The sequence below is a fragment of the Flavobacterium sp. 22659 genome (assembly GCF_052044235.1).
Taxonomy (GTDB): domain Bacteria; phylum Bacteroidota; class Bacteroidia; order Flavobacteriales; family Flavobacteriaceae; genus Flavobacterium; species Flavobacterium johnsoniae.
This window is the reverse complement of record NZ_JBQEMU010000018.1, coordinates 103908-125221: the sequence shown is the minus strand read 5'-3', so window position 1 is coordinate 125221 and position 21314 is coordinate 103908. Positions and strand designations below refer to the sequence as shown.

The window sequence follows — 21314 nt, the reverse complement described above, 5'->3', positions numbered from 1 at the left end:
TAATACTACAATTTATTAATTTCAATCGATTGAATTTTAACAATAATCACTAAATACCCATTCAAATTATTGATTTCTGTCTAAAATCTTAAAATTTTGAATATTCTTAAAAAAGCAGGTAAAAATACGGGGGATAAAAAACAAAAAAGTCTAAACAAAAGTTAAAAAACTAAAAAAGGGTAAACATTTTAACAATCCTGCCTACCCTTTAATAAGATTTTGAAAATGAACTATTTACACGCTAAGATTCTAAAATTGTATTAATTTGTGTAAATAATTGACCATCGCTTAAAAAAGCACCTTGTTTAATTAATTCAAAAATAGAAGCATTTCTTTCTTCTGTAAACACTTTTTTTCCTACTTTCATTTCAATGTTTTCAGTGAACATATTATCACTTAACCACTGCAAACCTTCTTTGGTCAAAAAATCAGTTTCAGGAACTAATGATTTCAATACTATAGACTGAACATGAGTATCGAAACATTGAAATAAAAAAATATGATTTTTAGAAAAGTGCTCCAAAAACTCAGCTCTTCCCAACACGCCTTCCCAAATTAAATCAGAAAAAACATCCAGCTCCTGTTCTGCAACTTCTGGTTTATTTATTTTAAGAGAATCCCATTCAGCTTTATCAATTGCCTGAGTTGCTAAAAAGCTGGCAAATTCAGCGTGCAATTCATCAAATTGCTCTTTTGTTAATCTAGCGTATTTCATTTGTTTTTAGGCTTTACACTGCAGGCCTTAAGCAATATGCCATAAACCACCAGCTATAATTCTAATTATTAATTAAATCTTGTATTAAACAAAAAAATCCCGATTCGCATCGGGATTTTTATATAGTTTTTAAAACTATTACTTTTCAGCAACAATTTCGTATGGTAATTCAACGATTACATCTCTGTGTAAACGAACTGTAGCATTGTATTTTCCAATACGTTTTACAACACCGCTAGTGATGAATTTTCTGTCGATAGCATTACCAGATTTCTCTAAAGCTTCAGCGATATCGATGTTAGTGATAGAACCAAAAAGTTTCTCTCCACCAGCTTTTGCAGTAAGTTTAATTTCAAGAGCTTTTAAAGTTTCAGCTAATGCTTTAGCATCAGCAACAATTTTTGCTTCTTTGTGTGCTCTTTGTTTTAGGTTTTCAGCTAAAACTTTTTTAGCAGAAGGAGTTGCTAATGTAGCGAATCCTTGAGGAATTAAAAAGTTACGACCGTAACCAGGTTTTACAGATACTACATCATCTTTAAATCCTAAGTTCTGTACGTCTTGTTTTAAAATAATTTCCATGTTGTTGTCCTTATATTTTAGAAGTTAGGTTCTGCTTTAACAGAAACCAGCGACTAGATTTTTATATACTATTTTAATAAATCGGCCACGTATGGCATTAAAGCTAAGTGACGAGCTCTTTTTACAGCTACAGAAACTTTTCTTTGGTATTTTAATGAAGTTCCAGTTAAACGACGTGGAAGAATTTTTCCTTGCTCGTTAACGAATTTCAATAAGAAATCAGCATCTTTATAATCGATGTATTTGATTCCTGATTTTTTGAAACGGCAATACTTTTTAGTTTTGTTAGTTTCAATGTTTAAAGGCGTTAAATATCTGATATCTCCGTCTTTTTTTCCTTTTGCAGATTGTTCGATTGTAGACATAATAATTACGCTTTAGTAGATTTTAATTTTGCTCTTCTTCTTTCCGCCCATGAAATAGCATGTTTGTCTAAACTTACAGTTAAGAAACGCATAACTCTTTCGTCACGTCTGAATTCAGTTTCAAAAGCAATTAGAACTTCTCCAGCTACTTTGAATTCGAATAAATGGTAAAAACCACTTTTTTTGTTTTGGATTTCGTAAGCCATTTTTTTAAGACCCCAATCCTCTTTCGATACCATTTCAGCTCCTCTACTAGTAAGAAATTCTTCAAATTTCGTTACTGTTTCCTTCACCTGAACCTCAGATAAAACGGGATTTAAAATGAAAACAGTTTCATAATGATTCATAAATAAAAAATTTATTTGTTAAAATTGGGTGCAAAAGTAATCATTATATTTAGATATACAACACTTTTTTTCTTTTATTCGTCATAATGCAAAAAATATGTGCCCATTTTAGTTTTTTTTCCAAAAAAATAATACATTTACTACTGCTATCCTGAATTTATTCTAAATTTAAATGTTATGAAACTAAACTGTGTTGTTGTAGATGATAGTTCTATACAGAGGACAATTATTGCAAAATTAGTTAATAATCACCCAGGTTTGCACTTAATCGGGGATTTTTCTAATGCAATAGAAGCAAAAAGTTGTATCTCACTTAATAATATCGATTTAATATTTCTTGATATAGAAATGCCGGTTATTAACGGCTTTGATTTTCTTGATGGTTTAAAATCTAAACCGCAGATTATATTTATTACTTCTAAAGCCGAATATGCTTTAAAAGCTTTTGATTATGATGCTACAGATTATCTGCAGAAACCAATTGCTGTAGACCGTTTTAATGCTTCTGTAAAAAGGGCAATCGACATGCATTTACTGAAAAAAGAAGTTAAAGAAGAAGAAGGAGAGCATATTTTCATAAAAAGCAACCTTAAAAAACTTAAAATTTTCACTGCAAAAATCAAATGGATTGAAGCTTTTGGGGATTATGTGAGAGTAGTTACTGAAGACGACAGCAACTTGGTACTTTCGACTATGAAATCTTTTGAAAATGATTTATCAAAAGACAAATTCATACGCGTTCACAAATCATATATTATTAATATTGATAAAGTTGAACGTTTCAATAGTAAATTTGCCGAAATCGGCATCACTAAAATCCCGCTTAGCCGAAATAAAAAAGAAGATTTAGTAAAAGCTTTGTCAACGTCGTAATTTTAATAAAAATCGACATTTACAACCACTTTTATAGCTCTGTACTGAGCAACAGCTTCAAAACTATTCAACATTTTCTGAATAGTTTTTTTTGTATTACCCAAATGCATATTCTGCGGAATCTTAATTAAAATTGTTCGGATATATTCATTTCTTATTCTGCTGATTGCCGGTTCTTCAGGTCCTAAAACAGGTATATTTAAATTTTGGCTTAAAACCTGATACAGCCACATTGAGCCTTCTTTCAGCTTATCAAAATCTTTATGTTTTATAGTAAGTTTTATAATTCTGAAATAAGGAGGATATTTATAGATCTGCCTGTCATACAACTGCTCCTTATACATACCGTTATAATTATGGTTCGTAACCTGCTGAATTGTATTATGATTTGGATTATAGGTCTGAATAACAACTTTTCCCTGTTTTTCAGATCTTCCTGCTCTTCCTGCAACCTGAGTCATCATTTGAAAACTGCGTTCAAAAGCCCTAAAATCCGGATGATGCAGCATATTATCAGCATTCATTATTCCAACTAGACTTACATTATCAAAATCAAGTCCTTTGGCCAGCATTTGCGTCCCGACAAGAATATCTATTTCTCGATTTTTAAAAGTATCGATAATTTTTTCAAAACCAAATTTACCACGTGTTGTATCCTGATCCATACGTGCCGTTTTAGCTTTCGGGAAAAGCGATGCCAGCTCCTGCTCTATCTGCTCTGTTCCAAACCCTTTTGTGGTCAAATCTATACTTGAACAACTATGACAATTCGTTGGTTTTGCAATAGCATATCCGCAATAATGACAACGCAGCTGATTTTTAAACTTATGATACGTTAAACTCACATCGCATTGCTGGCAATGAGGTACGTGCCCGCAGGTCAAACACTCTATTATAGGTGAATATCCTCTTCTGTTTTGAAACAAAATGACCTGTTCACCCAAAGACAAAGCCTCAGTAATTTCTTCTATTAAAAGATCACTAAAATGCCCTGTCATTCTCTTCCTAAAATGTTTGTCTTTTAAATCGACTAAAACAACTTCAGGCATTCGAACATTTTTATAGCGTTCAGTAAGTGTTACTAAACCATATTTATCATTCTGGGTATTAAAATAAGTCTCGATACTTGGTGTTGCAGATCCAAGTAAAACTTTAGCATTATGAAAATTTGCTAATACAATTGCAGCATCTCTGGCGTGATATCTTGGTGCCGGATCTGTTTGTTTAAAAGTCTGCTCATGCTCTTCATCAACAATGAGCAGACCAAGATCATTAAAAGGCAAAAACAAAGCCGATCTTGCTCCTATGACTATTTGAGCTTTTTCAGAATTTTCAAGTGTCTGTTTCCAAACCTCAACTCTTTCATTATTACTATATTTTGAATGAAAAACAGCAACTTTGTCTCCAAAATGAAGACGCAGACGAGAAACTAACTGAGTGGTAAGGGCTATTTCAGGAAGCAGATACAAAACCTGTCTTCCTGTATGCAGATATTCTTCGATTAGCTTTATATAAATTTCTGTTTTCCCGCTCGAAGTAACTCCATGAAGTAAACAGACTTCTTTTTCAGTAAGACTTTGTTTTATTGCTGTAAAAGCATTTTGCTGCGCTTCACTTAACAATAATTCTTTTTCTGATTTTTCTCCGGTAAACAAAACACGGTCTTGCTGCAAAAGATATTCTTCAAGAATTTCATTCTTAACTAAAGTTTTTACAACAGACGAGCTCGAACCAGAAACCTCAACTAATTTTTTAACAGTAACGGGCTTTTTTTCTGAAGCACTAATTTGAAAATAAGCTAAAACAATTTCTTTTTGTTTATCATTTTTCAGAATATCAAGCAGGCTTCCCAAACCTTGATCTTTTTCGTATTTTGAATGCAGCTTAACATAACGAACCAGTTTAGGCTTATAACTTTCTTTTATTTCTTCTTCCAGAAAAATTATATCTCTTGCTATTAATTTTTGAAGAATTGGCAGGATATTTTTTCTGTTTAAAATAGAAGCTATTTCCTGAACTTTAAGCGAACTCTGATGCTGTAATGCCTCATAAATTAAAAATTCATCATCAGAAAGTTCAGAATCATTAACAACAACATCTGGTTTGTGCGAAACAATAGTTTCACTTTCCAACAGTAATCCCGTTGGAAAAGCGCCGCGATACACATCGCCAATACCACACATATAATAATTAGCCACCCAAAGCCAGTGTTTAATCTGGATTTCGGTTGCAATTGGCCTTTCATCTAAAATTTGATGAATTTCTTTGGCTTCATATAAGGTTGGCGCATTTTCATGTATATCCAATACAAGTCCTGTATAGATTTTGCTTTTACCAAATGGCACCGCTACCCGCATTCCTTTTTTAATAAAATGGAATTCAGCCTCAGAAACACGATATGTAAAGGTTTTTGCTAAGGAAAGCGGTAAAATAACTTCGATAAAAAACATGTACTATATATAGGATTGCAAAGTTACTTTTTTCCAGCAGATTTTTGAGCCAAATACTCGTTAACCAGTTTCAAAGTATGATTTAAAGATTCTTTACTAGTCCAGTCATCATGTCCCGAAATTATATAAGCCGGTTTTTTGAATTTTGCCTGCACTTTTTTTATAGATTTCTGCCATTCTTTAACATCAGCATCACCCAGATAACCTAAATCTACAGCTTCTGCACTTTTCACAAAACAGCCTCCGTAAAGAATTTTCTCTTTTTTAAACCATGCTACAATATTATCAGGAGCATGTCCTTTTCCCGGATAATAAACGTCAAAAATATGATTTCCAACAGTAAATGTTGTATCATTTGAAATTATAAATTCTGCTCTTGGTTCCTTATTCTTTTTAAGAATATCATCAGTCAGTTTAATTGAGTACGTTTTGATTCCTTTTTTCTTGTAAAAATCAAATCCTCCTGCACGATCTTCATGAGAATGCGTGCCAAAAAGCATCACAACCTCTTTATTGTGTTTTGCTTTTATGCTGTCTAATAACGGCTGAAACTGTGTTTTATCCCAAGGCGCATCAAAAAGCACAACGCCTTTATCTGTAACGACATACATAGCATTGGCAGAAATCTTAGTTCCTTTGTAATCATTAAAAGTTCTATAAACATAAAAGTCACCTGTAAGATGACTTATTTGTAATGGCGAATTCTTAGATTGTCCCAAACTATTTGAAACTGCGGCTAAGAATAAAATTATCGAAGCTAATTTTCGCATGTATTATTTTAAATTAATTTTTCACTCGTGTCCAGTATTGTGTTCTTCCCATTAAAGAAATTCCAACATAACCGCGAAGTTTTAATTTATCTGCAGATTCTAATGAAATATAACATTTGTATTTTTTACCGCTTGTAGGATCTAAAATAGTTCCTCCGTTATACTCTGAACCGTCTTTTTTTAGACCATTTATAATAACCATTCCTAAAATTGGTTTATTTTTTTCAGCTCCGTCACATTTTACACAAAGATCTTTTTTATGATTCTCGCGCAGTATCTCTATAACCTTTCCGTATATTTTTCCTGACTTTTCATAAATCTCTACAACGGATTTTGCTTCGCCTGTTTCATCATCAATGGTTTTCCATTTTCCAATTACATTTTGACTTTGCATGGTCAGCGCAAAGAAGAACACTCCGATAGTTAGCATCAAATTTTTCATATTATTTTTCTTTTTTTTGTTTTAATTTTCTGATAGAAGCATTCAATTCGAACCCTAAAAGCAGAATCATACAGTTTATCCAAATATAAAACATTAGAATTAATAATGTTCCAATTGAACCATAAAGTTCGTTATATTTTGAGAATTTTATAACCCAAATCCCAAAAAAGAACGAAGATATAACAATTAAGACCGTTGTAAAAACAGAACCAATGCTGATAAAAGGCACTTTATTGTACTGTTTTGTACCATAACGCAATAATATTGAAGATGTTATCAAAATCATCAGAATAACGAATAAATATCGCCCTAAAATAATCAGCGGAATACGATCGCTTAATACATCCTGAATAATTGTTTTTTGAATGAAAACCTCAAAAACTACAATTGTAGCCACAGTTACAAACAAAATTACAGTCATAACGAGTGAAATAGCCAAAGCAACCAAATATTGTCTAAAAAAACCTCTCTTATCAAAAACGTGTTTAGACGATTCAAAACCGCTTAAAATTCCGTTAATACCATTTGCCATCAAAAAAATAGAAAGTAAAAAACCCGACGATAATAAACCGGAGTGACTATTGTTTAAAATATCACTGATAATTTTACTAATAGCATCATACGTATTTGGAGGAACACTCTGCTGTACAAACTGCAGGAAATCCTCCTGAAAATTATCTATCGGAATAAACGGAATTAAGTTTAAAATAAATAAAGCAAAAGGAAATAGAGCCATAAAAAAGCTGAAAGAAACAGCACTTGCATGATATGAAAAAGCACCTTCAAGAATCCCTAAAGTGTACATTTCAAGTAAATCATACAAAGAAAATCCCTCTAACCAAGGGAGCTTTATTCTTTTTAAAAGTCGGGCTGCGTTGCGTATTACAGGCAGTTTTTCAATCCGATCCTCTATTTCTTTCGACATATACTTAGGTTTTTAGACTTCTTGATTTTTAATTAATAATTGATAATTTACAATTAACAATTTAAAAGGCTTTCAAGCTCAAATCCATATTATGTACAGAATGTGTCAAAGCGCCAGACGAAATATAATTTACACCGCATAAAGCATATTCACGAACTGTTTTTTCGCTGATATTTCCAGAAGATTCTGTCTGACATTTTGAACCAATCAAATTCACTGCCGTTTTTGTATCTTCATAATTAAAGTTATCAATCAGGATTCTATGAACTCCGTCGCTTAATAAAATCTCTCTGATTTCATCCAGATTGCGAGCTTCTACAATAATTTTCAAATCAAGATTATTCTCTTTTAAATATTCTTTTGTTTTAGAAATAGCACGAGTAATGCCGCCGGCAAAATCAATATGATTGTCTTTCAGCATAATCATATCATACAAAGCATAACGATGATTTTCGCCGCCTCCAATTTTTACAGCCCATTTTTCAGCCACTCTAAAATTTGGAGTCGTTTTGCGTGTATCCAAAATTTTTGCGTTTGTTCCTTTCAAAAGCTCCATTAAATGGTTTGTTTTTGTCGCAATTGCAGACATTCTCTGCATGGTGTTCAAAACCACTCGTTCTGCTTTCAAAATAGATTGCGAGCTTCCCGAAACTTCAAAAACAACTTCGCCGTATTCTACATGCGTTCCGTCTTCGATAAAAGTTTTCACTTTTAATTTCGGATCAACATGTTCAAATATCATCTTGGCAAGTTCAACACCGGCAATGATTCCCTGATCTTTTACCAATAGTTTCGCCTGACCGTGAGCTGTATCTGGAATACAGGCAAGTGAACTGTAATCGCCCGGACCAACATCTTCTCTAATAGCATTTTTTATTAAAAGTTGTAATTCTGCTTGAAATTGAGCTTCGCTTATCATTTTTCTATTTTTAATAATAATGCTAAATTAGGACTTATTTTATGGATTTGAAAATTCCGATAACATGAAAAATTATACAAAACATTAAATATCTCTTTTTTAACCATTAAGATATTCAGAAAAATAAAGTTACAATTCTTAACAAAACTTAGTCTCCGAATAAGCTTTCAATTAAATATCTTTGAGTTTCATTCAAACAAAAATCATGGGATTAATTAAAGATATTTACTCGGTCTCTTTTTACGAAAATTTTAGTCAGGCTGTTGCCGAAGTATATCCTGCATTCAATAAACAAAAATTTATCGAAGCCATTTATGAAGGCGATTTTGCCCAGAAAGAATGGAAAGAAAGAATGAAACATACAACAGTTGTGTTTCATCAGTTTATGCCTCAAAACTTTCCAGAAGCCGTTTCTCTAATTGATAAAATCATAGAAAATCTAAGAAAAAACAACTTTGCAGACAGCAATCTGGCTTTTATTTTCTTTGCCGATTATATCGAAATGTACGGTTTAGACGATTTTGAAACTTCGGCGAAAGCCTTTGTATCTATAACGCAGTTTATAAGCTGTGAATTTGCCGTTCGTCCTTTTATTTTAAAATATAAAGAGAAAATGATTGACGAAATGACAAAATGGTCTTTACACGAAAATCATCATGTACGACGTTTGGCCAGCGAAGGTTCACGCCCAAGATTACCGTGGGCTATGGCGATTCCATTTCTTAAAAAAGATCCCTCCTCTATTCTTCCTATTTTAGAGAATTTAAAAAATGATCCTTCAGAATATGTCCGAAGAAGTGTTGCCAATAACTTAAATGATATTGCAAAAGATAATCCACAGATTGTATTGGAAATCGCTTCCAGATGGAAAGGCCACAGCAAAGAAACAGATGGAATTATTAAACACGGAAGCCGAACTTTATTAAAACAAGGTCATCCGGAAATTCTGAGTCATTATGGTTTAGAAAGCACCAATATTGAACTTTCGTCTTTTGAAATTAAAACGCCAGTGGTTAAAATTGGTGATTATCTACAGTTTCATTTTCATTTAAACAATAAAAACGAAGAACCAAAAACAATCCGTTTAGAATATGCGGTTCATTATAAAAAAGCAAAAGGGCATTTGGCGAAAAAAGTTTTTAAAATCAGTGAAAAGATTTATCATCCCAATCAATTAACCAAAATTGAGAGAAACCAGTCTTTTAAACTCATTACAACGCGTATTTTTCATACCGGAATTCATCAATTGTCGATTATAATTAATGGAACTGAGAGTGAAGTTTTGGAGTTTGAGTTGATTGATTAATGTTCCCATTTTAATGCTCCAGCGGAGCAGAATATTTATAGTCAATATTATCGTCTTGCACAAAAGAGCTCCAGCGGAGCGGCATATTTATTTCGCCCCGCTGGGGCTTTGTCGTTGTGGCAACCTTATTATTCTACAAATATTTCGTTCCTCTGGGACTTTTTAAAACTAAATTTAAGCATCATCTAAAAACTTAACCAACGTTTTTCCTTACTTTTATAATTCAAAAAAATCCAAAAACAAGTTTCTTAATCTAAATTAAGTTACAGATTTCTATCACAACTGTAATTTTGTTTTCAAATCAAATAAAAATACCACATGTCAAATATCAGTTTAATTATCGAAGAACGTGCTGCCAATATTGGCAACTTTTTGGTAGGCCGTTTATTGCCTTTCCGCGAAAAAAGAGCTGTTGGGCCATTTGTATTTATCGATCATATGGGACCCGCACATTTAAGTGACCATGAAAATATGGACGTTCCTCCGCATCCGCATATCGGACTTTCTACGCTTACTTTTTTGTTTGAAGGAAGCATTATGCACCGTGACAGTTTAGGAACAGAACTAGAAATAAAACCAGGCGCTGTAAACTGGATGACAGCGGGAAAAGGAATTGTTCACTCTGAAAGAACTCCAGAGTATTTAAGACATTCAGACAAAATGCTTCACGGATTACAGATTTGGGTTGCGCTTCCAAAAGAATTGGAGCAAATGGATCCGAATTTCACTCATGTTGAAGCAGATGATATACCAGCTTGGGAAGAAGACGGCGTTTCATATAAATTGATTGCAGGAGAAGCTTTTGGCAAAAAATCTCCAGTTCCTGTTTATAGTCCGTTGTATTTCATAGAAATTAAAAGTAAAGAAGCTAAGAAAATCAATATTGGAAAAGATTTATTCGGCGAAAGCGGTTTGTATATCTTAGAAGGAAGCATAAAAAACGGCGAACATACTTATGATCCAAGACAAATTTTAATTACAACTGAAGCTTCTCTTTGTGAATTTGAAATCGCTGAAAATTCGACGGTATATATTTTCGGCGGACAGCCATTTCCAGAAGAACATTTTATATTTTGGAATTTCGTTTCATCTGATAAAAACCTCATCGAAAAAGCTAAAAAAGACTGGACAGAACAAACTTTCCCAAAAGTTCCGGGAGAAACTGAATTTGTTCCATTACCTGAACCAAGAATTAAATAATTATGGATACAATATCAGCAAAAATAGATACACGTTTATATCGAACAGAAATCACATCTGCCAGCGGAAATGTTTTAATTTCTGATGAACCTCAGCAGCTGGGAGGCAAAAACTTAGGACTCAACCCAACAGAACTTTTGGCTTCATCTTTAGCCTCTTGCACTCTGATTACTTTACGAATGTATATTAATCGTAAACAATGGAACGTCGAAGAAATCAATATAAAAATTGATTTTGAAAGAGATTCAGAGCGAAATTGTACCTCATTTACCAGAAAAATCGAAGTAATAGGCGAAGTTGACGACGAACAAAGACGTAGATTAGAGACGATTGCAAACAGCTGTCCAATTCATAAAACACTGACACATTCAATCGAAATTAAAACGACATTAATATAATTACAATGGAAATTCAACAAATAAACGATACAAGAAGAGGATATTTTGAAGCCGTAGAAGACGGAAAAGAAGCTGGAAAAATGACTTACACTTGGGCAGGAGATTCTAAATTTATTATCGATCATACCGAAGTTAGTCCAGATTTTAACGGAAAAGGTGTCGGCAAAAAACTAGTTATGGCAGCGGTAGATTATGCAAGAGCAAACAACTTAAAAATTATTCCGCTTTGTCCTTTCGCAAAAAGTGTTTTTGATAAAGTTGAAGAAATTCGTGATGTACTTTTTTCTTGAAGTGACAAAGTTGCAAAGGAACATAGGTTCAAAGTTTTTATAGAGACGTACTTTGTACGTCTTTTTTATTAATATTCGCAAGCATTTTTTTTTAAACTTTGTCCCTTCGCCTCTCTGAACCTTTGTCCCTTCAAAAACAAAATTTTCAAATCTCCTCAGAAACTCGTATATTTGCATGTAATTTAAACTTAGAGTATGACAAGGATAATTACGCTTTTCTGTATTTTTATAACACAAATCGGCTTTTCTCAATCAGCTGAGAGTTATTTAGAAAAAATCAGAAATAATGAAGCTCTCTTAACAGCTTTTTTTCAACAAATGCCAAAAGGAGGCGATTTACACCACCATTTTTCAGGATCAGTTTATGCAGAACCTCTTTTAGAAAGAGCAATTGCAGAAGACTTTTATTTGAATTTAGAAACTATGGCAGTTTCTAAAACCAAACCTGCAAACGGAAACTGGGAAAATTTCTCATCTCTTAAAAACAAAGGAAAACTAGACTATTACGAACAGCAGATTATGCAGACTTGGTCGGTAAAAGATTATAATGGCTCTGTACCTTGTGACGATCAGTTTTTTGATTCTTTTATGAAATTCGAACCTACAATTCAAGGTCATTTTGCAGAAGGAATGCTGGAATTGAAAAAACGTGCCATTGCCGAAAATGTAAGTTATATCGAAACACAATTATCTACAATTCCATGCGATATGAATGTTTCAGATTTAGCTGATTTCAATACAAAACTTCGTCAATCTGCCGATCAAAAAGACGAAAAAGCAGTTCTGAAACTTTTAGATGATTTGTATAAATCACTTCAGAAAAAAGACGCTAAAAAATATGCTGAAGATTTCAATACTAATTTCATAACAAAACTGCACAAGGATTTAAAAATGGATGATGAAAAATTCACCATGCGTTATCAAAACTTTGTACTTCGTTTTATGGAACCTGTAGATTTATTCAAAAACCTGGTTATCGCTTTTATTTCGTCAAGCGAAAGTAAACTGACTGCCGGTGTAAACATCGTTTCTCCAGAACACGGGCAGACTTCTATGAAAGATTACTGGCTACACATGGTAATGTTTAAATACTGTCATTCTAAATTTCCAGACGTAAAATATACGCTTCATGCGGGTGAATTAACTTTAGGATTGGTTCAGCCAGAAGAATTAACGTGGCACATTAACGATGCGATTTATGTTGCAGGTGCCAACAGAATTGGTCATGGAGTTGATATTGCTTACGAAGCCAATTCGTATGATTTATTGAAATATATGGCTCAAAAAAATATTCCGATTGAAATCAATTTAGTGAGCAACGAATTCATTTTGAAGGTAAAAGAAAACAGACATCCGTTTACGCTTTACAAAGAATTTAATGTGCCAATTGTGATCAGTACAGACGATGCAGGAATTTTAAGAAGCAATATGACAGAACAATATGTTTTACTGGCAAAAAGATATCCTGATGTAAGTTACGAAACAATAAAAAAATACGTTTACAACAGCATCAATTACAGTTTTATTCAGGATGCATCGGTAAAAAAACAATTAATTAAAGATTTAGATAATCGTTTTAAAACTTTTGAATCGAAATTTTCTAAAAACTAATATTTAATTTCACGCAAATTTTACAGATTTAAACTGATTTGTCCCGATTTTTATCTAAAAAATTAAATCTGCTCAAATCTGTAAAATCTGCGTGCAAAAAAATAAAATTATGATCCTAGAAGCAGCATTTCTTTATGTAAAACCAGAATTAGCCTCTCAATTTGAAGCTGATTTTGCAAAAGCAAGTCAATATATTTCATCAATCGACGGTTATTTAGGACATCGATTAGAAAAATGTCTTGAGGTTGAAAACAAATATCTTTTGTTGGTCGACTGGAATACACTTGAAGATCATACAGTAGGTTTTAGAACTTCTGAAGCATATTTAGAGTGGAAGAAAATTTTACATCATTATTACGAACCTTTTCCAATTGTAGAACATTTTGAAACGGTTTTTGAAAATAAAAAATAGATTTTATTTGCCACAGATTTCACAGATTTATACAGATTAAATTATTCTCAATTTAAAAATTCTTTTAATCTGTGAAATCTGTGGCTAAAAAAAAAAACAATGAATATCAAACTTATAGCAATAGGCAAAACAGATAACAAATCGCTTCAAACTTTGATTGACGATTATACCAAACGTTTGTCCTTTTATATCAAATTTGATCTGGAAATAATTCCTGACATTAAAAACGTAAAAAACTTATCTGAAAGCCAGCAAAAGGAAAAAGAAGGCGAACTGATTCTGTCTAAACTTTCGGCAACTGATCAGCTTATTTTATTGGATGAAAACGGAAAAACCTTCTCTAGTGTTGGTTTCTCAGAAGAACTCCAAAAGAAAATGAATTCTGGTGTAAAAACACTGGTTTTTGTAATTGGCGGACCTTACGGATTTTCTGAAACGGTTTATAAAAAAGCACAGGGAAAAGTTTCGCTTTCGCTAATGACATTTTCACATCAAATGGTTCGCTTATTTTTTATCGAACAATTGTACCGCGGATTTACAATTTTACGCAACGAACCTTATCATCATCAATAGTTTCAGGTTTAGAAGATGAATTCTACCGGAAGTATATCAAGATTGTGAGTCACATCTTTTTGCAGTAGAATTTTATACTGAATGTACTCTTCATAACTCATGTTCTTATCAAAGAAAAATACTAAATCTGGTACTCTTTGAAACTTAATACTATAAAAATACTTTAGTATATCTGATATTTGTATTTCTTTATTTCCCATGAAAACTTGTTTTTTCCCTTTTCTAAAGTAAACAACAAAATTTTCTCTACTTGGTTTTTCCATTTTATAAAACACTTTCGTAAAAGGCAGAAAAGCCAAATTCTTTCCAATAGAATCTGCGTAAGAATAATAATTTTCAGATTCTTCGTTTTGGTGCATTTTCTCGTTACGCTTTTTTTCCTGCATTTTTATTACCTCCGGAATTACGACTTTTAATGGCAAACGTTTGTCGATATTTAAAATCCAATTGGTTGAAATGATAGCACTTTTTCTATTCAAATCGGCAATTGTATCTTTTCCTTCTTTTTTAAAGAAAATATAAATCGGCGAATGATCTTGAACATCTTTTACAATTGAAATATTTGATTTTGGAAGTAAAACGTCTTCTTTTTTTCCGCAGGAAAACAAAAGGCAGATTATAAGTATAGAGAAGTATTTCATATTTTTTAACTCATTTTATTAAACAAAGTAACACATTCCACTGCTTCTTTTACATCATGCACACGAAGAATTTTAGCGCCTTTTGTCAAAGCAATGGTATTTAGAAACGTTGTTCCGTTTAAAGCTTCTTGCGGTGTAATATCCAGCGTTTTATAAATCATTGATTTTCTTGAAATTCCTGCTAAAACAGGTAATTCTAAAAGATTAAAAAGCTCCATTTTCTGCATTACTTCATAATTCTGATCCGTTGTTTTAGCAAAACCAAAACCAGGATCTAATATTAAATCGTTAATTCCTAATGACCTTGCTTGTTTTACTTTTTCAGAAAAATAGAAAAGCATTTCTTTAATGATATCATCGTATTGCGTCAAACTCTGCATCGTCTGCGGATTTCCTCGCATGTGCATCATGATATATGGAACGTTATATTTTGCGATAACATCAAACATTTTATCATCTAATTCGCCCGCCGCAATATCATTTATTATCGCCGCACCGCTTTCGATACTCGCTTTTGCGACTTCAGTCCTAAAAGTGTCAATAGATAATAATGTTTTTGGAAAATGCTTTAAAATCAATTCAATTGCAGGAACAATTCGGTCGATTTCTTCTTGTTCGGTTACAAATTCAGCGCTTGGTTTGCTTGAATAGGCTCCAATATCGATAAATGCTGCGCCTTCAGAAAGCATTTTATCTACTTGCGAAATAATTTCGTCTTCGTTTTTATATTTCCCTCCATCAAAGAAAGAATTCGGCGTAACGTTTAAAATTCCCATTACTTTAGGAATCGATAAATCTATAAGTTCGCCTTTGCAGTTAATAAACATTTTGTTTCAAGTTTTTAATTGTTCAAAGTTTCAAGTTGATGCAGATTGCGTAAGTTCGAGAACTTGAAACATTTTTTCAGTTTCAAGTTACTGCCGTTAACACTTTGTTTAGAAAAAACTTGAAACAAAGCGAACCGTAAACTTGAAACTCTTAAAAAATTATCCTTATTTTTGAAGAAATTTTAGCAAATATACAGCATATAAATGAAGAATACTTCCCAAGAGTTTGATAATGTAATCGAGGTTTGCCGAACCCTGTTTATCAATAAAATGAAAGACTATGGCAGTGCGTGGAGAATTTTAAGACTGCCGTCGCTGACAGATCAGATTTTTATAAAAGCACAACGAATTAGAAGTTTACAGGAAAACGAAGTCCGTAAAGTTGACGAAGACGAAAAAGGAGAATTTATCGGAATCATCAATTATTCTATCATGGCTTTGATTCAGCTTGAATTAGGCGTTGTAGATCAGCCGGATTTGGATGTTGAAAAAGCAACTGAATTATACGATGCTAAAGTAAAATTGACCAAAGATTTAATGGAAGCTAAAAATCACGATTACGGCGAAGCCTGGCGCGATATGCGAGTAAGTTCATTAACTGATTTGATTCTTCAAAAACTGCTTCGCGTAAAACAAATTGAAGATAATAAAGGAAAAACAATTGTATCTGAAGGAATCGATGCTAATTATCAGGATATGATTAATTATTCTGTTTTTGCTTTAATCCTAAATCCTATAAATAAATAGAAATTCCTCCCGACAGCTATCGGAACTAAATTCCAGGTTTAATATTGGAATTTGAATATTTAAATATTACTTATGAAAAACATCATTACCCAATTCTCCCGATTATTTGTCGGTGTATTATTTATCATTTCCGGATTAATTAAATTGAACGACCCGGTAGGTTTCTCTTACAAGCTTACAGAGTATTTTAGTGAACCTGTTTTCAATATGCCTTTTTTAGAGCCGTTTACACTAAGTATGGCTATTGTTCTGGTAATATTAGAAGTAGTTTTAGGAGTAATGTTATTAGTAGGTTATAAAGCAACACAAACAATTTGGGCTCTATTGCTTCTAATTGTTTTCTTTACTTTCCTTACCTTCTATTCTGCTTATTTTGATGTAGTAAAAGATTGCGGCTGTTTTGGTGATGCCTTACATTTAACACCTTGGCAGTCATTTACAAAAGATGTAGTTTTACTATTCTTCATTTTGATTTTATTCTTCAACCAAAAACTGATAAAACCTTTATTTTCAACTTCAAAAACGAATTTTGCAGTTTATCTTAGTGTAATTTTATCTGCATTAATGGCATATTGGGTTATAAATCATAATCCTATAAAAGATTTCCGTCCGTATAAAGTTGGAAATAATATTGAAAAAGGAATGGAAATTCCTGAAGGTGCGCCAAAGTCAGTTGTTGAAATGATTTTCATTTACAAAGTAAACGGAGTTGACAAAGAGTTTACCGAAAAAGATTTAATGAATATTCCAGAAGGCGCAACGTTTGTAGATAGAAAAGACAAAGTTATTTCAGAAGGTTATGTACCGCCAATTCATGATTTTACAATGACAAAAGATGATTCTGATTATAAAGATGAATTATTAAAAGAACCAAAATTATTAGTTTTTGTAACGTATGATTTAACTAAATCTGACCCAGCCGGAATGAAAAAACTGGCTAAAGTTACTGCAGATGCAAAAGCTAAAGGTTACAAAGTTATTGCTATGACTGCATCTGGAGCTGATGAAATCGCAAAAGCAAAAAAAGAATATAACTTAGATGTTGATTTCTATTTCTGCGATGCTACAACTTTAAAAACAATCGAAAGAGCAAATCCTAGTATTGTTGTAATACAAAAAGGAACTGTTGTTCAAAAACTACATTACAACGATGTTGATGATTTAAAACTATCAGATGTTGCGTATAGTCTATAATTAATACCATTATAAAATTCAAAAAAGCCGCAATTTAAATTGTGGCTTTTTTTTTACTTAATTTTATATTTTTGCAGATTCAAATTAAACGAATGAAGCATTTACAATATGATCTGTATAGAAATACTGACACAACTATTTTTGAATTTAAAAGTGTTGGCCCAAATGGAGAAATAACAAAAATCATAACATTTAATGCTACTCAATCTAAGGAAATATATAATCTGGCATTTGGAGATTTAATATACAATGAAGTTCAGAAAAAATACACTTTGGATGATTCAACAATTACAGACAATGGAGACCGGAATATAATTTTAGCTACTGTTGCCAAATCGGTTTATCTTTTTACTGAAAAATATCCTGAGAGAATGATCTTCTTTAAAGGCAGCACACTTGGACGAACACGTTTATACAGAAGGGCAATCTCTATTAATTTAGAAGAATTATCCGAAACTTTCGTTATCTTTGGAGCAATAATAAATGAGTTTGGAAACGTAACCAGCGTACCTTTTAAAACAAATGGCGATTTTTTGGGTTTTATTATAAAAAGAAAAGAATTATGAAAACTACAATAAAAAAAGTTTCAACTGAAAACAAAAGTGCTTCGCTTAATTCTAAAGTAAAGATTGATAAAAAATTAGACAATTTAAAAGTTATCGAATCTAATAAACAAGAAGAAGTCAATAAGCTCACTTTTAACTTGAATTTATAATTTAAGTTATCACATATAATATGAAAGTCCTTTTTAAAATTGGACTTTTTTTATGAAAAAAAACTATCCTTTATGAAACAAACTCAAAAATTACTTTTAACCATTTTATTTACTGCTCTTTATACTTTTACCGCTTTTAGTCAGGAAAAAACACCCAATAAAGATCAGCGATATGTCTTTTTTCTCCATAATAAATTTATTGAAGAAAATGATTTAAACACAGCACATCCTGAATATGGAAAAGCAGAATACAATGAAATATTAGCATCATTTAGAAAAGATAACTTTATAGTTTTTAGTGAAAAGAGAAAGAAAAACACCAATGCTGCTGATTATGCCGAAAAAATTGTAAAACAAATTAAAAGCTTATTAAAAAAAGGAATTTCTCCTAGTAAGATAACCGTTATTGGAACTTCAAAAGGCGGTTATATTGCACAATTTGTTTCGACTTATTTAGCAAATCCTGATGTTAATTTTGTTTTTATAGGATGCTTTAGAGATGTTGATATTGAAGAAATTCCTAATATTAATTTTTGCGGTAATATTTTAACGATTTATGAAAAATCAGATATTTATGGCGTTTCGGCTGTGAAAAGAAAAGAAACTTCAAAGCTTAAAGTAAATCATTTTAAGGAAATAGAATTAAATACCAATTTAAAACATGGCTTTTTATATAAAGCATTAGACGAATGGATTGTGCCTTGCAAAAAATGGGCAAATGGAAATTATGAACTGAATTAAAAATAGTTTTCTGTAACGAAATCTTAATTTTAATATAAGAAAAATAATCTTACATTTAATTGAACCAAAAACAAATCCAAACCTATGAAAAGACTAATCAAATTTTCATTTATTTTATTACTTATTACAACTTTAGGCTGTACAAGTGAATCTAATAACTGCACTACTCCGCCTCCTTATTTTTCTTTTGAATTTGTAGATAAAGATTCTGGAGAGAACCTTTACACAAACGGAACTTTTGATGCAAAACAAGCCGTAACCGTAACAGATTTAGATACAGACAAAGTGATACAATACACTTACATGAAAAATGAAGATTTAAATCATCTTGTAATTAATTCTATAGGCTGGCAGTCCGGAGTCTTTAATTATTCTATAGCAATTCAGGGAAAAAGTGTTTTTGAACTGCATGCTTCTGCTGAAAGAGTAAGTGAAAAAGGCTGCAGTTTTAGCAGAATTAATTCATTCGAAATTAAAAATGCTGAATTTCAATTAGACAAAACAACTGGTATTTATAAAATTTTAATCAATACTAAAATTTAATTTTAAATATCTTATAAACGGTAAAGAGCTTAAAAATTTTAAGCTCTTTTTTTTTGATTTTTATTTACCTGAAAATTCAATAATCAGACGTTTTTTTACTTTATTTTTTTCTTTTAAAAATAAAAAATTCAAAGTTTCGCTCTTTTCAAAAAAAGCATTTCAAAAAAATACTGATTTTTACACCCAACTATTACGATTTCATTCTGGTTTTTCTAACCTAAAACGGCTGTTTTGTTACAAAACAAACGAGTCTTCAAATTTTGTTAATCTGCATTTGGCTTTCAATTTGTTTGTTTAACTTTGTTGAAAATCACTAATTCTATGAAACAAATAGCTTTAATCTTTATTGCATTTATAACCTTTTCTTGCTCTCAGGCTCAGAAAACAAGTTTTTCTAAAGAGGCTTTATCAGAAAAATTATTAACCCTTGACGGAGGTCAGGTTACTTTTAAAAACATTTTAAAAAAATACAAAGGGAAAACTTTAGTTATCGAAGTTTGGGCTTCCTGGTGCGGCGACTGTGTAAAAGCAATGCCAAAATTAAAAGAGTTACAAGCTAACAATCCTGATGTTTCTTATTTATTCCTTTCTGCTGATAAAACAGCCGATAAATGGAAAGCTGGAATAGAAAAACACGAATTAAAAGGCGATCATTTTATGATGAACGACGGTATGAAAGGTGTTTTTGGAAAAGCAATTGACTTAGACTGGATTCCGAGATATATTGTTATTGACAAAACCGGAAAAATAGTTTTATATCGTGCTATCGAAACTGATTTCGACAAAATCAATGAAACACTTAAAAGCTTAAAATAAATTTGAAATAACAGCAATTTTAAAATTGCTGTTATTTTAATCTACTTCATTCAAACAAAAAAATTAAAAGAATAACAAAAACTACCAAAATGAGAAAATCGATTGTTGCAGGAAACTGGAAAATGCATAAAAATGCAGCGCAGACTGAAGAATTATTAAACGAATTAATTGCTAAAATTCCAGCAAAAACAAATGCACAAGTTATTGTAGCGCCAACTTTTGTAAACTTACAAGCTGCTGCTGCTAAATTAAAAAATACAACTATTGGAGTTTCTGCTCAAAACGTTCACCAAGCTGAAGGCGGTGCTTTTACAGGAGAAATTTCTGCAGATATGTTAACAAGCATTGGTGTTAATACTGTAATCTTAGGTCACTCTGAGCGTAGAGCTATTTTCCACGAAACTGATGCTTTAATCGCAAACAAAGTTGATACAGCTTTAAAACACGATATGACAGTAATTTTCTGTTTTGGAGAAGAATTAAAAGACCGTCAGTCTGAAAACCACTTCAACATTGTTGAAAATCAATTACGTGACGGAGTTTTCCATATCGCAAAAGAATCTTGGTCTAAAATTGTTTTAGCTTACGAACCAGTTTGGGCTATCGGAACTGGAGAAACTGCTTCACCAGAACAAGCTCAGGAAATGCACGAATTTATCAGAGAAACGATCCGCAAAGCTTTTGGAGCTGAAATCGCAGATGAAGTTTCTATTTTATACGGTGGTTCTGTAAAACCAGAAAACGCTAAAGAAATCTTCTCTAAACCAGACGTAGATGGTGGTTTAATTGGTGGTGCAGCTTTAAAAGCTGACGATTTCTTAGCAATTGTAACTGCTATCTAATTTTAGATTTTAGATTTTGAAATCCTCTTATAAAAAAAGCGTTCGCTATGCGAACGCTTTTTTTATATTCTCC

General features: G+C 32.0%; 27 protein-coding genes. 16 read left to right on the top strand and 11 right to left on the bottom strand.

Annotated elements, in window-relative coordinates:
• Window positions 1-241 precede the first annotated feature (241 nt).
• From ACTJIW_RS17450 to rpsF, 4 genes are all read right to left on the bottom strand, one after another.
• A complete protein-coding gene (locus ACTJIW_RS17450) occupies window positions 242-715 on the bottom strand; it encodes a DUF6495 family protein (protein WP_274253113.1) in 474 nt (157 codons plus the stop codon).
• 138 nt (window positions 716-853) lie between these two features.
• Window positions 854-1294, bottom strand: a complete 441-nt coding sequence (gene rplI, locus ACTJIW_RS17445; RefSeq protein WP_012025463.1) for a 50S ribosomal protein L9 — start codon at window positions 1292-1294, stop codon at window positions 854-856.
• A gap of 68 nt (window positions 1295-1362) precedes the next feature.
• Window positions 1363-1659, bottom strand: coding sequence for a 30S ribosomal protein S18 (gene rpsR, locus ACTJIW_RS17440; protein ID WP_002987043.1), 297 nt, complete (start codon window positions 1657-1659; stop codon window positions 1363-1365).
• Between the two features lie 5 nt (window positions 1660-1664).
• Window positions 1665-2006, bottom strand: a complete 342-nt coding sequence (gene rpsF, locus ACTJIW_RS17435; protein WP_007810575.1) for a 30S ribosomal protein S6 — start codon at window positions 2004-2006, stop codon at window positions 1665-1667.
• A 177-nt stretch (window positions 2007-2183) separates the two neighbouring features.
• Between rpsF and ACTJIW_RS17430 the strand changes: the two genes are divergently transcribed.
• On the top strand, window positions 2184-2879 hold the full coding sequence (locus ACTJIW_RS17430; RefSeq protein WP_071637338.1) for a LytR/AlgR family response regulator transcription factor: 696 nt from the start codon (window positions 2184-2186) through the stop codon (window positions 2877-2879).
• A gap of 2 nt (window positions 2880-2881) precedes the next feature.
• On the opposite strand, the gene priA is transcribed toward ACTJIW_RS17430, so the two are convergent.
• The 5 genes from priA to nadC all read right to left on the bottom strand — a co-directional run bounded on the left by priA (window position 2882) and on the right by nadC (window position 8385).
• Window positions 2882-5329, bottom strand: coding sequence for a replication restart helicase PriA (priA, locus tag ACTJIW_RS17425; RefSeq protein ID WP_440716022.1), 2448 nt, complete (start codon window positions 5327-5329; stop codon window positions 2882-2884).
• A 23-nt stretch (window positions 5330-5352) separates the two neighbouring features.
• On the bottom strand, window positions 5353-6099 hold the full coding sequence (gene bla-B1-FLAV / locus ACTJIW_RS17420) for a subclass B1 metallo-beta-lactamase (RefSeq protein WP_440716023.1): 747 nt from the start codon (window positions 6097-6099) through the stop codon (window positions 5353-5355).
• Between the two features lie 13 nt (window positions 6100-6112).
• Window positions 6113-6541 (bottom strand): DUF2147 domain-containing protein, encoded by a 429-nt coding sequence (locus ACTJIW_RS17415; protein ID WP_073409198.1) that lies wholly within the window; start codon window positions 6539-6541, stop codon window positions 6113-6115.
• 1 nt (window position 6542) lies between these two features.
• The gene (locus ACTJIW_RS17410; protein ID WP_012025468.1) at window positions 6543-7466 is read right to left on the bottom strand and encodes a YihY/virulence factor BrkB family protein; all 924 of its coding nucleotides are present in this window, start codon (window positions 7464-7466) and stop codon (window positions 6543-6545) included.
• Between the two features lie 61 nt (window positions 7467-7527).
• Window positions 7528-8385, bottom strand: a complete 858-nt coding sequence (gene nadC, locus ACTJIW_RS17405; protein ID WP_440716024.1) for a carboxylating nicotinate-nucleotide diphosphorylase — start codon at window positions 8383-8385, stop codon at window positions 7528-7530.
• A gap of 205 nt (window positions 8386-8590) precedes the next feature.
• Here nadC and ACTJIW_RS17400 point away from each other — a divergent pair, with 205 nt between their 5' ends.
• From ACTJIW_RS17400 to rlmH, 7 genes are all read left to right on the top strand, one after another.
• The gene (locus tag ACTJIW_RS17400) at window positions 8591-9691 is read left to right on the top strand and encodes a DNA alkylation repair protein (RefSeq protein ID WP_440716025.1); all 1101 of its coding nucleotides are present in this window, start codon (window positions 8591-8593) and stop codon (window positions 9689-9691) included.
• Window positions 9692-10009: 318 nt separating this feature from the next.
• Window positions 10010-10891 (top strand): pirin family protein, encoded by an 882-nt coding sequence (locus tag ACTJIW_RS17395; protein ID WP_440716026.1) that lies wholly within the window; start codon window positions 10010-10012, stop codon window positions 10889-10891.
• 2 nt (window positions 10892-10893) lie between these two features.
• On the top strand, window positions 10894-11289 hold the full coding sequence (locus ACTJIW_RS17390) for an OsmC family protein (RefSeq protein WP_440716027.1): 396 nt from the start codon (window positions 10894-10896) through the stop codon (window positions 11287-11289).
• A 5-nt stretch (window positions 11290-11294) separates the two neighbouring features.
• Window positions 11295-11579 carry a GNAT family N-acetyltransferase gene (locus ACTJIW_RS17385; RefSeq protein ID WP_440716028.1) on the top strand — a complete coding sequence of 95 codons (285 nt, stop codon included), beginning with the start codon at window positions 11295-11297 and terminating at the stop codon, window positions 11577-11579.
• Window positions 11580-11774: 195 nt separating this feature from the next.
• Entirely contained in the window at window positions 11775-13190 is a 1416-nt protein-coding gene (locus ACTJIW_RS17380; protein WP_440716029.1) for an adenosine deaminase, read from the top strand.
• A gap of 109 nt (window positions 13191-13299) precedes the next feature.
• Complete coding sequence (locus ACTJIW_RS17375; RefSeq protein ID WP_073409190.1) at window positions 13300-13602, top strand: antibiotic biosynthesis monooxygenase family protein; 303 nt, start codon at window positions 13300-13302, stop codon at window positions 13600-13602.
• Window positions 13603-13701: 99 nt separating this feature from the next.
• Window positions 13702-14175, top strand: a complete 474-nt coding sequence (rlmH, locus tag ACTJIW_RS17370) for a 23S rRNA (pseudouridine(1915)-N(3))-methyltransferase RlmH (protein WP_035648259.1) — start codon at window positions 13702-13704, stop codon at window positions 14173-14175.
• Window positions 14176-14183: 8 nt separating this feature from the next.
• On the opposite strand, the gene ACTJIW_RS17365 is transcribed toward rlmH, so the two are convergent.
• Together ACTJIW_RS17365 and folP are read right to left on the bottom strand one after the other, a co-directional pair.
• Window positions 14184-14816 carry a hypothetical protein gene (locus tag ACTJIW_RS17365; RefSeq protein WP_440716030.1) on the bottom strand — a complete coding sequence of 211 codons (633 nt, stop codon included), beginning with the start codon at window positions 14814-14816 and terminating at the stop codon, window positions 14184-14186.
• 5 nt (window positions 14817-14821) lie between these two features.
• Window positions 14822-15643 carry a dihydropteroate synthase gene (folP, locus tag ACTJIW_RS17360; protein ID WP_440716031.1) on the bottom strand — a complete coding sequence of 274 codons (822 nt, stop codon included), beginning with the start codon at window positions 15641-15643 and terminating at the stop codon, window positions 14822-14824.
• A gap of 204 nt (window positions 15644-15847) precedes the next feature.
• Here folP and ACTJIW_RS17355 point away from each other — a divergent pair, with 204 nt between their 5' ends.
• The 8 genes from ACTJIW_RS17355 to tpiA all read left to right on the top strand — a co-directional run bounded on the left by ACTJIW_RS17355 (window position 15848) and on the right by tpiA (window position 21241).
• Window positions 15848-16390: a DUF1599 domain-containing protein gene (locus ACTJIW_RS17355; protein ID WP_073409187.1), complete on the top strand. Its 543-nt coding sequence runs from the start codon at window positions 15848-15850 to the stop codon at window positions 16388-16390.
• A 72-nt stretch (window positions 16391-16462) separates the two neighbouring features.
• Complete coding sequence (locus ACTJIW_RS17350) at window positions 16463-17584, top strand: BT_3928 family protein (RefSeq protein ID WP_012025480.1); 1122 nt, start codon at window positions 16463-16465, stop codon at window positions 17582-17584.
• 92 nt (window positions 17585-17676) lie between these two features.
• The gene (locus ACTJIW_RS17345) at window positions 17677-18150 is read left to right on the top strand and encodes a DUF6934 family protein (protein ID WP_012025481.1); all 474 of its coding nucleotides are present in this window, start codon (window positions 17677-17679) and stop codon (window positions 18148-18150) included.
• Entirely contained in the window at window positions 18147-18299 is a 153-nt protein-coding gene (locus tag ACTJIW_RS17340) for a hypothetical protein (RefSeq protein ID WP_187775448.1), read from the top strand. The genes ACTJIW_RS17345 and ACTJIW_RS17340 overlap by 4 nt, the downstream gene beginning before the upstream one ends.
• A gap of 72 nt (window positions 18300-18371) precedes the next feature.
• Window positions 18372-19040 (top strand): alpha/beta hydrolase, encoded by a 669-nt coding sequence (locus ACTJIW_RS17335; protein WP_440716032.1) that lies wholly within the window; start codon window positions 18372-18374, stop codon window positions 19038-19040.
• A gap of 84 nt (window positions 19041-19124) precedes the next feature.
• Window positions 19125-19583 carry a hypothetical protein gene (locus ACTJIW_RS17330; RefSeq protein ID WP_440716033.1) on the top strand — a complete coding sequence of 153 codons (459 nt, stop codon included), beginning with the start codon at window positions 19125-19127 and terminating at the stop codon, window positions 19581-19583.
• Window positions 19584-19904: 321 nt separating this feature from the next.
• On the top strand, window positions 19905-20399 hold the full coding sequence (locus ACTJIW_RS17325; RefSeq protein WP_012025484.1) for a TlpA family protein disulfide reductase: 495 nt from the start codon (window positions 19905-19907) through the stop codon (window positions 20397-20399).
• Between the two features lie 89 nt (window positions 20400-20488).
• Complete coding sequence (tpiA, locus tag ACTJIW_RS17320) at window positions 20489-21241, top strand: triose-phosphate isomerase (RefSeq protein ID WP_274253093.1); 753 nt, start codon at window positions 20489-20491, stop codon at window positions 21239-21241.
• Window positions 21242-21314: the final 73 nt, after the last annotated feature.